Below are 9,760 nucleotides of genomic sequence, written 5' to 3'. Positions count from 1 at the left end.
CTGACCGCAACCTTAACCGAACCGCCTTGGTACGTGATCCGTATGCCGGGTGGTGTGAGAGGGGAGGAGCCGTGAGGCTCCCCTCTATCTCGATTATGTAGAAAATAATGAATCCGTGGATCTACATTTTGATCGGCTTTCTAGCATTCCCTGTTTTGGCCATACTCTTCCTTCTATGGGTGAACGGGCGAAACAGAGTGGAACCGTTAGTCGTTCGCGACACCACTATCCTGCAAGAAAAGATCGGTCTTTTGTATCGAAACGGTAAAGACAAAGCCACGCTCTATCTTTCGGAGGCAAGTAGTGGATTCGTCATACGGATCATAAAGTACGGAAGAAAGACGAAAGAAGATACGATCCGTGTGGAGATCCGAGCCACAGACAAAAATGAGGACGGTTATTCTGCTGTCCGAGATACTCTGATAGATGAAGGAATTGAGTTTGAGGAAAAGCTCACGCCCAAGCTCAAAAAGCCGAGCCGCTTGTTTTTGAAGAACGAAGACGGAGGTATTTACACCGTTTCCTCTGTCAGCCAAATTACCTCAAAACTCATGAAGACCTTGAATCCAGAGAATCAACTAGATCTTCTTTTGAGTGATCGAGATCCATTCTTCTGGAAAAAGAAAGGAACTCATACATAACAAGGCGTGCCAGGCAACGAGCGCAAGCGCTCGCCGCCTGTACTCGGCCTGGGTTCAGTCCTAATCCTTGCTTCGGCTTGGTCAGAGCTAAATTGACGGTCTGTGGCACAGATTTAAAAGATCTGCGCCCTTGTTGTCGTGAGGTTTCGAATTCTAGTCAGTCTCAAAGGGTTGTTGTTGTTTGGCTTCGAAGTGTTTCTGCAAATTCCTGAAGATTGCCATGAGGAGTTCATGGTCGAGGTCGCTCATTTTACCGTCTAGTAGGAGTTGCCAGTTTTCTGCGTCTTCAGACTTTTTTAGATCACGTAATTCAGATGAATCTTTGCGTAAGCGAGCGCGAAGTTCGTCTAGCTTGTTTGTGAGATTGTTGCTACTTGCTTGGAGTTTCTGGATGCGAGCCTCACGTTTTTTCCTATCCATTTTTCACCTCCTCTGTTGTTGGGCGTGGTAGTTTACCACCGCAAATGGTGTTAATTTTCGGATACAACTCTGGACTCTCCTCTATGATTTCCATTAGAATCTCGCCATATCCGTATGTTTGCCACTTCCGGGTCTTGGTTTTGTTAAGTCGGAAGTCCCGCTCGATTGATTGTATTGCTTTAGTTGTCTCGGCGATCCGAGCCATCAGTTGATCTATGTCATTTTTTTTCATTCTACCCTTGGTAGAGGGTGTTTTTTGGGGGATTCCCAAGCAGTTTTTTTGAAATAGATGTGTTTTTTTACCTCTGCTTGGACGGGGCTGCTAGTGATCGATCGCCAAATTAGCAGCGATCAATTCCACGCTTCTTTTTCGTCCCGATGGAGTGCTGGAGTTTTTCTCGAATTCGTTGAATCCTTTTTGGGTCCATGCGTTTCACTGGCATGTACCCCCCGGGAGGAACGTTTCTCAGCAGTTTGTTAAATGCTTTATCGAAGTCGAAATTCGGATCTGCTTTTCCATCGATTGTCGGAATGGAAAAGTAATTCGATATGACATCACTCGTATTCTCTTTTGAATCTAGAGCTTCTAAATCTGATTTTTGCTCTAAAAGGTGTTTTTTGTCTTTTTGTTTTCTGCGGCGCTTTTTGGGGGGGTGGTTAATTGGAAACAGGGGCGGGAAATCAGGACGGTAGATTAGGGTTCGGGAAGTCGGTTCCTTCGATTCGGAATCTTCGTTTGTGTGATTGCGGTCGGTTTGTCGCGGGCTGGGCGGCATTGGTCTCGCTTCGTCTTGAACCTTGGGGTTGCTCGTGTCGCGAGCAGGTCCTGAACTTTTGTTGGCCTGCTTCTCAAGTTCGAGTTGCTTGAGTCGGCGGACGAGCGACCTTTTATATCTTTTCAGAATTCGGATGTCCGCGAAGATTGTGGAGTCCCTCAAAATCTGATTACGCTTAGTAATTAGATTGTTGTCTGTTTTTGCGGTTTCGGCGATTTCACCACCTTGGTTGCCGACGTGATAAGTTGGCAAATAAGGGTAACCGATACTCTTGTACGATCCGGAGTATACGCGCTTGCGTATTCCGAGATTTTTGAAGCACTTGTTTTGTAGATGGGCCCAAATTTCTCGAATCTCTCGGACCATTGTACCGCTCTTTCGTGGGTTCGTTAGGCAGCGAAATTGCTCCGACTTTTTGCCGGCCCCCTGTTGCTTGTTTGAGGCCGGATCCAGTCCTGGATCGAACTCCCGGTTTGGAATAAAAATATGAGCGTGAGGGTTTGAGTTTGCGCCCAAGTGAATCGCCGAGATCGTAAAGGTTTTAAGAGTGGTGGAGAGGGTTTGTGAGATCAGTCTAACGAGCTCAGTCATTAGTTGTGGGTCCGTTGCTAGCTCGCGAGGAATCGTAATGAGGAGATCTCTGCCAAGATTCGCTTTCGGGTGCTTTTCGGATCGCTCAAAAATATCAACTATCTCTTGGATGCTCAGATCGCATTTGCTCCAGCAGGTGACGATGACAGCAAATAGGTCTCCGGATTTATGTCTATAGTCGTGAGTCGTGCAGGTGCCGATTTCTGCGAGTTTGCCTCTGGTTATGTACGCTACTGTCGAGGCGATAGAGTTGCCTTTTGAGCGGAGGATTGGTCTTATTCGAGAGTAGTAGTTTGCTAGTTCCATGTGTTGTATGTGGGGACTTGCTACCTTGCGCATTTGTACGGAAACATCTCTCCTGTACATGGTCGTTTTTTTCGAACCACCAAGTAAGTATGAATGGATCTTCCTCGATGGAGAGGTTTGCTCTTAGATTACTCGACGAAGTGAGTTCCGGAGAAGGAGGGAGGTTGCCGAGTTTTCTGATGCGGATAATCCATGCGGGACCTAGAATACTTCCGTGCTGAGAAAAAATCCAAAAGGGTTAGGCTATAAACGTCCTGCTGGACGGATTTCGTACCCTTACGACTGAAGAGTGTATTACCTTCGATCTAGTCGCTCCGGGCGAGTAGTACCTTTTTTGAAGATTCCCAAGATCAAATATCGATTTTTTTGATGATTTGCAGCTCCTTGGCGTCGGCGAAGCTGCGGGCAACTCGAGCAGATCGCGGGATCGGATTTGTATTGGTTTTCCCTTCGCGGTTGGTGGTCGAGTTTTCAAGGACCTGCCCTTGAGGGCAGGGATAGCAGTCGTAGTGCTCGTCGTAGACGAAGTCGCGTTTCTTGAGCATGCCCGGTTTGCCCATGGGGCACTTGGCGAGTCGTGCACGTTGTCCGCGTCGAGCTCGGCGGTGTAGGACTTGCCCGAGGTGCTTACCTGCCTCTTCACGAACTTGCCCTTGTTGGCGTTGGCTTTGAGGTGGGTGGAGTCGGTGAAGATGGTTTTGCCGTCCACGAGCTTCCTGCCCATGGCCTGCAGCACGATAGCGTCGAAGATCTCCTGGTAGAGGTCGGTCCCGGCGAAGCGATCGACGCGGTTTCGGCTGATGGCGGAGTGGTCGGGGACCATGCCTGCGACGCCCAGCCCGAGAAACCAGTGGTAGGCGAGGTTGACCTTCACCTCCTGCTCGTGCCTTTGCACGGAGCGTATGTCGAAGAGGTACCCCAGCAGAAGCATCTTGAAGAGCATGACCCCATCGACGGCGGGACACCCGTTCTCGGAGCAGTAGAGATGCTCGACCTTGCGAAGCAGGTGGTCCTTGGGGACGAGCGTTTCGATGTCCACGAACTCCAGTTCGTTTTGCCGGGGGCCGGTACGCTTGAGCATCCGCGCAAACTAAAAAAACTCGGCCAATGGCCAGAGCTTTCTCAACAGTTTGGATTACCGGCTAAATTTTATCTTTTTCCGTTTTTCTCCATGGGTTGCTCCGAAATTTGTCCCAGATAGACTGTGAATGATATTCAGTAATACACCCAACCCTTGGCCTGAATGGCTGAGTCAACAACAAGCGGCGGAGTATATCTCTGTTTCAGAAAAGACGATCTATCGACTGCATAAGCGTGGGCTGCTTCCGCGGCATACCCTGTTTGGGACGTCAGCTTGGCGATACAAGCGATGTGAGCTTGACGAGCTCTTTTGCTAGTCTCGAGGCTAAGTAAAACCAAGGGCAGGTCCGAGGACCTGCCCTTTTTGATTTCTAGCTAGATCGATTTTCGAGTGCTCTTCGCTTTTGCCAATGACCTCGCGGTGGGAGCTTGATCCCGTACTTTTTGCAGCGTTTTCTGACGGCGTTGTCGCTTGTTCCTATTTTTTGAGCGACGTGAGTTACAGGCTGGGACCAGATGAGGGTCTTGAGAGTTTCGTTGTCAGGCCAGTCGACGGTTTTTTCCACCTTCGTTTTAGTCCATGCAGCTAATCTTTTGATGTAATCTGCGGGAGGCTTAATGGCGTGATAGGCCTCTGCTTCGGCCTCGGACAGTTCCATGTTTATGTAGTGGTTCCAGGTAACGCTGTCGCGTCTTTGACCCAGCCAGTGTCGTACTCTTCCAGCGTCCTTGGTCAGGGCGTAGGAGTGTGAGGCAAAACTGTGCCTGCCTTCATTCTCAAGGGTTAGTTCGTTCTCTGGTATGTTTAGTGCCTTTGAGATGATTCGCTTCTTCCGTCTGTGGTAGTCGTTGCGATCGAGCTTCGCTAGTTTCCCTTCTGTATTGGCATGAGGCTTCAGGTACAGCCATAGGCCTTTTGATGGTAGATTCTCGATTGTACGACCTTGCGTTACGCCTTTGCTCGCCTTTTTGGTGACTGTTTTCCGGATGACGATGGTCTCGTTCTTTATGTCGATGTCAGATGGATCAATCCGAAGGATTTCGCATGTCCGCATGCCAGCGTCTTTCGAGAGGGTAAGCGCGGGGATTAAGTATGGGTCATACTTGAGGGCGGTATCCAATATCTTCTGCCATTCGGTGGTATTGAAAATCTTTGGTGCGGATTTCTCTTCTTGGTATTCTTCGATTTCCTCTGGGTCCCAGTATGCGAATGGGTTCTTGGTGATGAACTTTTGCTTTCTCAGGGTGCTCCAATGGAAGAAAGCGGAGAGGGTGTAGATCTCGCGCTTGGTCGAATCAACGGATATCTCGGTTAGAAGTTTGTCTTGGTAATCGAATACGTGGTCCTCGGAGAATTCGAAAAGCGGCGTGTCCCCATAGTTTGCGACGAACTTTTCGATGGTTGATTTATTTGTAGACTGAGTGCTGGGTTCGTAGCGTTTCTTGAAGTCTCCCTTTAGAAACTTTGTAGCGGCCTCTCCAATCGTGATTGCTCCGTTAGCGCCTGAGCGGCGTTCGATCTCTTTTTCAACCAGGGTCTTGATATCGATCCCATGTTCCAAAGCGGCAATATCGAGTGCCGTTAAGATGTTGGCTCGATCTGGGTCGATCTTTTCCTTGGGAGCTCCGTATTTTGAGATCTTATCTTGGAGCTGTTTGTAGGTTTCTCGGGCCTCTGCTTGTGTCTTGGCATAGACTGGCGGCATTAAATCGCCGAATCGGTTCCGGTAGCCAATGACCCAGAGTCGTTTATCTTTTCGGTAGAATGGAGTGTGTAGATACTTCATTCTATCCTAGGGTACACTTTTGGGGGATCACCAAGGTATTTCTCAAAAAAAGTTCCCTCAGGGTTACGAATTTGTATTCGAACCCACGTAACAGAAGTACCGGTGTACACTTGAGATACACTTCAAATGGGTCTGCCCCAGTCTGTTCCAGTCCGATTTCCTTTGAAAACCCGGAATTTGAATACGAGAGGAAGAGCCTCTTTTCTACCTCTAGATCTGTCGCTAAGCGACTAAACAAGAAAGGCTTAGCGTTTAAGCTAAGCCTTGGAAAGTAATGGTGCGGGTAGACGGAATCGAACCGACGCAACCAGTTTGGAAGACTGGAGTTCTACCACTAAACTATACCCGCGTTTCGAAGTAGGGCAGGGGTTAGATCAAAAACCGTGTCGGTTGGTCAAGCGTTTTAGTCAGTTTTGGCGTTTTGATTTCGCGGGTTTCTCGCTTTTGCCAGTTTGAGAACACTTTTTTAACGAATGCCCAATTTTTTTCGAAATTGTTTCTCTGAGAGGGGCTACAGTTTGTACTGAGAGTTTGGACACAAAAAGTTGCACCCAAGTGCATGCTGACCCCTCTAGGGGAGATGCCCTGTCGGTTTTCCGGGCAAATGGACTTTTTCAGAGGGGAGTTGGTGTTCTCTTGGATGAGTCTCAGGGAATATATCTAGGGCGGGAGAGTGGGGTTTTAGGGTCGACTGCGTATGCTGTTGCGCAATTGGAGCGTACAGTTGCGTGGATTTTACGTACTACCACTTATTAAGGTTAAGCAGCCGGCCCAATAGATTTAATAATCAAAATTCGTATTATGGCGGCGGGTTTAGGATTCCGATTGAACGCGTCTCTTCGGAGACGGCTAGGGTAACAGCAGGCTATATTCAATCGGGAGCTTTTGCTCACATACAAGAGTTGGATTCCTGGGCCGGCGGTCTTAGACCGTCGGCCTTCTTGTTTTCCGAGATTCGCGTGCTCGATGTGCGGCAAGCTGGATCTTGCCATAGGGGTGAATCTCAGCAGTGCTATAACTTGCTGTGGGAACTGCTGCTAAAATCCTGACCTCGATCGCGATACTGAGTGCGTTGGGGTTCTGCGTGGCGTTTATGATGGAGGAGATCTGGCGCCGAGCTGCGGAGCCGGAGCGATTGGTGGCCGAGTCGCAGTCGGTAAGCGAACAGTCTCCGGCTGTCTCATCGGAGCCTAAGGAGCAGGCGCGCGATTGGAAGAGCCAGCTTCAGAGGACTGCAGAGGATGAGATCTCGTTTACGGAGCAATTGCTTGCTGAAGGTGAGCGAGAAGGGGGCTTGTTGCTGGCGGTGACTTTGGGGGATTTGGATGTCGATCGGCTGGAGGCTCATTTTGTCGAGTTGATGGCTCGTGACCTGGAGGATTATCGCGCCCTTGAGTTCGCTGGCAGGATTCTGGAGGAGATCGCCCGTCGCGAACCGGAGCTGGGCGTGGCTTTGCTGAGCGCTTTGAGCCCTGCGGAGAAGGAGCGTTTGGTTCCTTCTGTCGCCAAGGGGTGGACCTTGAGAGATCCGGCTGGAGCTTTTGACTGGATCGGGTCTGCTTGGATTGAGGCGGATGGAGACTACATCGATCGGGCCTTGCAGAACGATTTGTACGTGAATGCGATGGATGCCTTGGTCGGTGGCTTGAGAGATTACGGGCTAGCGGCGGAGACGTTGTTGACGCTCAAGGATCCGGAGTTGAAGAAGGAGCTGACTGAGCTCGTCGCGCATCGGATCGTGAGAGATGGGCCGGAGAATGCCTTGGATCGGCTCGTTGAGATGGAGACGGCCTATTTCGACACGTCGGTGATGGACGAGGTGGCTGAGCAGTGGGCTGCTCGAGATGGGGTTGGGGCTGCGGCTTGGGTCTTGGAGAACGAGTCGGAGATGTCTAGCTCGGGAGTGCGAAGCATCGCTAAGCAGCTGACCTTGGGAGCTGGGGAGGAGAGCCTGGCGGAGTTTCACCGGGGGTTGGCGACGATTGGAAAGCGGGATGCGGTGGCGGCTGAGGCGGCCCGCTTGAAGGCGAGACGCGAGCCCTATGTTTCCGCAGATTGGGTGTCGGCTATTGAGCGTCCGGAGGCTCGGAGGGCGGCAGTGTTTGATGCTCTTTACGAGATTGGCTACGAGGATTTTACCGCATCGGTGAACTACATCGATATCGTCTACGAATCGGATGACGTGGAGCGTGTTCCGGTGGTTTATTCGACCTTGAAGGATTGGGTGTCGGTCGATTTGGATGCGGTGGCGGGCTATCTTGGCTCAGGACGGGCGAATCTTTCGGCGGCTTTGAGCGAGGAGCTGTTGCTGGAGATGGAGGCGCGGCTGCCGCAGGGGTAGCGAGGGGGAGCTTAGCTGATCCTGCAGTGCGGCGGCCTCGGCGATGCCGTCCTACCTTTTGGTGGTGTTTGGTGTTTGGAGGATATCGCTTGCGTGGTGGGGTGGCTTGCCTCTTTTTGGCGGGCGAGCATGAGAAACGTCATCTGCATGAAGTGGGGCACTCGCTACGGCCCTGAATATGTGAATCGCCTGAAATCGATGGTGAAGCGCCATTTGTCGTACGAGCATCGCTTCGTGTGTTTCACGGATCGTGCGGAAGGTATCGACGAGGACGTGGAAGTGCTGCCGCTGCCGGAACTGGATTTGCCGGAGGGCGCCCCGGAGCGCGGCTGGAACAAGCTGACGATGTTCCCTGAGAAGCTGCACGATCTGGAGGGGGATACCTTGTTTCTGGATCTGGACGTGGTGATCCTCGATAGTATCGACCCGTTTTTCGAGGAAGAGGGGGATTTTCTGATCATCAATGACTGGAAGTACCCGCGTCGCGTGACTGGCAATTCGTCGGTCTTCCGTTTTCGTCCGGGGGCTCACCCGTATGTGTTGGACTATTTCCTCAATAATCTGGAGGAGGTCCGGAAGAATTTCCGCAACGAGCAGGCTTATTTGAGTGACCAGATCCACCAGCATGGGAAGTTGAAGTACTGGCCGGTGGAGTGGTGCGTGAGCTTCAAGTACCACTGCATGCCGAAGTTTCCGCTCAACTATTTCATCAAGCCGACGTGTCCGCCGGGGACGCGGATCGCGATTTTCCATGGCAACCCGAAACTGCAGGAAGCGCTTGAGGGTACGAGTTTGACGGTGCGCCGCTATTGTCGCCCGGCCAAGTGGGTCGAGGAGAATTGGCGGTAGCCTGGTTTAACCCCCTGCTGCGACGGAGTTAGAGGAGGGAAGGAGAGGGTTTGTGAGTGGCTCCTGCAATGCTTCGGCTTCTGTTTCCGTTCTCTGGGTGTTTGCTTAGAGTGGGGCGTTGTTGGCGACGACGGAGCAACTGTGTCTCATGCAAGCTGTAAGTTGAGTTTTTGCCATGGCTTTGGGATTGTCAGGGTTTCGCTTTGCTCGACGTAGGGTTCGTTGCACGAACGAAGGGTTTGACGGACTTGTTGCTGGAGGCGCCTATGTTTCGCTCGGTATGGCGAAGCTGGCCTGATGGGTTTGTTTCATTCGGATCTGTTTGTTGGCAACGACGAGCGTTGGCCTCCTATGTGAGTAAGTTTCTGAGATTGGGCTTAACATCCCGGAATCGCCTGCCAAGTGTTTCGGCCTATGTACGAAATGGTCGGATCCGTTAAACTTATCGAAGAAACACAGACGTTTGCCAGTGGCTTCAGCAAGCGTGAGTTCGTGATCACTACTGAGGACAAGTACCCTCAGGACGTGAAGTTTGAAGCTACCAAGGAAAAGATCGAGCAGGTCGATCGTCTGAAGGAAGGCGACCACGTAAAGGTGAGCTTCAACATCCGTGGCAACGAGTACAAGGGCCGCTACTACGTGAACCTCCAGGCTTGGAAGATCGAAAACGCGGGTGGCGAAGTTTCTCCCGCTCTTGACGCGGCTGGCGGCGATTCTGCCTCAGGTGGCGGGAATCTCGACGATCTGGAAGAGTCGCCGTTCTAAGCGTAGAGCGTTCTGCGAAACTGAATTTTTTAGGGAAAGGCGGTCCGATTTTCGGGCTGCCTTTTTTTGTGGGCTGGGGAGGTTCCTCTTGTCGAGCAGGTAGGGTTGGCTGGCCCAGTCAGCCGCAATGCACATTGGCGTCAACTTAAGTTCTCCATCTGGGTGACGAGTCTGTCCCATCGCTCCAAAGTGTTGCGTCTTTTG

At 51.3% G+C, this 9,760-nt stretch carries 10 protein-coding genes, 1 tRNA gene and 1 pseudogene; 5 read left to right on the top strand and 7 right to left on the bottom strand.

Features of this window, described 5'->3' with window-relative positions; translation table 11 throughout:
• Positions 1-107: 107 nt before the first annotated feature.
• Entirely contained in the window at positions 108-641 is a 534-nt protein-coding gene (locus JIN87_RS27180) for a hypothetical protein (RefSeq protein WP_200359740.1), read from the top strand.
• A 153-nt stretch (positions 642-794) separates the two neighbouring features.
• Here JIN87_RS27180 and JIN87_RS27175 read toward each other — a convergent pair whose 3' ends face one another.
• The 4 genes and pseudogenes from JIN87_RS27175 to JIN87_RS29140 all read right to left on the bottom strand — a co-directional run.
• Positions 795-1,061 carry a hypothetical protein gene (locus JIN87_RS27175; RefSeq protein WP_200359738.1) on the bottom strand — a complete coding sequence of 89 codons (267 nt, stop codon included), beginning with the start codon at positions 1,059-1,061 and terminating at the stop codon, positions 795-797.
• 341 nt (positions 1,062-1,402) lie between these two features.
• Entirely contained in the window at positions 1,403-2,734 is a 1,332-nt protein-coding gene (locus tag JIN87_RS27170) for a MobA/MobL family protein (RefSeq protein ID WP_200359736.1), read from the bottom strand.
• Between the two features lie 350 nt (positions 2,735-3,084).
• The gene (locus JIN87_RS28485) at positions 3,085-3,279 is read right to left on the bottom strand and encodes a hypothetical protein (protein WP_234033663.1); all 195 of its coding nucleotides are present in this window, start codon (positions 3,277-3,279) and stop codon (positions 3,085-3,087) included.
• A gap of 302 nt (positions 3,280-3,581) precedes the next feature.
• Positions 3,582-3,815, bottom strand: a pseudogene (locus JIN87_RS29140) (transposase); the annotation flags it as partial.
• Between the two features lie 127 nt (positions 3,816-3,942).
• Between JIN87_RS29140 and JIN87_RS29115 the strand changes: the two are divergent.
• Positions 3,943-4,131, top strand: coding sequence for a helix-turn-helix transcriptional regulator (locus JIN87_RS29115; RefSeq protein ID WP_200359731.1), 189 nt, complete (start codon positions 3,943-3,945; stop codon positions 4,129-4,131).
• Between the two features lie 54 nt (positions 4,132-4,185).
• On the opposite strand, the gene JIN87_RS27155 is transcribed toward JIN87_RS29115, so the two are convergent.
• Both JIN87_RS27155 and JIN87_RS27150 read right to left on the bottom strand, forming a co-directional pair.
• On the bottom strand, positions 4,186-5,601 hold the full coding sequence (locus JIN87_RS27155) for a tyrosine-type recombinase/integrase (RefSeq protein WP_200359729.1): 1,416 nt from the start codon (positions 5,599-5,601) through the stop codon (positions 4,186-4,188).
• Positions 5,602-5,876: 275 nt separating this feature from the next.
• Positions 5,877-5,950: transfer RNA gene (locus JIN87_RS27150), tRNA-Gly, on the bottom strand.
• 675 nt (positions 5,951-6,625) lie between these two features.
• Between JIN87_RS27150 and JIN87_RS27145 the strand changes: the two genes are divergently transcribed.
• From JIN87_RS27145 to JIN87_RS27135, 3 genes are all read left to right on the top strand, one after another.
• Positions 6,626-7,942 (top strand): hypothetical protein, encoded by a 1,317-nt coding sequence (locus JIN87_RS27145; RefSeq protein ID WP_200359727.1) that lies wholly within the window; start codon positions 6,626-6,628, stop codon positions 7,940-7,942.
• 129 nt (positions 7,943-8,071) lie between these two features.
• Entirely contained in the window at positions 8,072-8,791 is a 720-nt protein-coding gene (locus tag JIN87_RS27140; protein WP_200359725.1) for a hypothetical protein, read from the top strand.
• Positions 8,792-9,214: 423 nt separating this feature from the next.
• Entirely contained in the window at positions 9,215-9,556 is a 342-nt protein-coding gene (locus JIN87_RS27135; protein WP_234033660.1) for a DUF3127 domain-containing protein, read from the top strand.
• Here JIN87_RS27135 and JIN87_RS28475 read toward each other — a convergent pair.
• Positions 9,512-9,760, bottom strand: a 249-nt coding sequence (locus tag JIN87_RS28475) for a hypothetical protein (protein WP_234033659.1), incomplete at its 5' end; no start/stop codon positions are given. The two genes, JIN87_RS27135 and JIN87_RS28475, sit on opposite strands and share 45 nt — an antisense overlap.

The organism is Pelagicoccus mobilis (assembly GCF_016595505.1).
In the GTDB taxonomy this organism is placed as follows: Bacteria; Verrucomicrobiota; Verrucomicrobiia; order Opitutales; family Opitutaceae; genus Pelagicoccus; species Pelagicoccus mobilis.
Note: the sequence above shows the minus strand (reverse complement) of the source record. Positions and strands in the feature narration are given on the sequence as shown.

What these genes read in the sequence shown, in the direction of transcription:
- JIN87_RS27180 (WP_200359740.1), top strand. Translation starts at nt 108, where the DNA reads ATGAATCCGTGGATCTACATTTTGATCGGCTTTCTAGCATTCCCTGTT.
- JIN87_RS27175 (WP_200359738.1), bottom strand. Translation starts at nt 1,061, where the DNA reads ATGGATAGGAAAAAACGTGAGGCTCGCATCCAGAAACTCCAAGCAAGT.
- JIN87_RS27170 (WP_200359736.1), bottom strand. Translation starts at nt 2,734, where the DNA reads ATGGAACTAGCAAACTACTACTCTCGAATAAGACCAATCCTCCGCTCA.
- JIN87_RS28485 (WP_234033663.1), bottom strand. Translation starts at nt 3,279, where the DNA reads ATGCTCAAGAAACGCGACTTCGTCTACGACGAGCACTACGACTGCTAT.
- JIN87_RS29115 (WP_200359731.1), top strand. Translation starts at nt 3,943, where the DNA reads ATGATATTCAGTAATACACCCAACCCTTGGCCTGAATGGCTGAGTCAA.
- JIN87_RS27155 (WP_200359729.1), bottom strand. Translation starts at nt 5,601, where the DNA reads ATGAAGTATCTACACACTCCATTCTACCGAAAAGATAAACGACTCTGG.
- JIN87_RS27140 (WP_200359725.1), top strand. Translation starts at nt 8,072, where the DNA reads ATGAGAAACGTCATCTGCATGAAGTGGGGCACTCGCTACGGCCCTGAA.
- JIN87_RS27135 (WP_234033660.1), top strand. Translation starts at nt 9,215, where the DNA reads ATGGTCGGATCCGTTAAACTTATCGAAGAAACACAGACGTTTGCCAGT.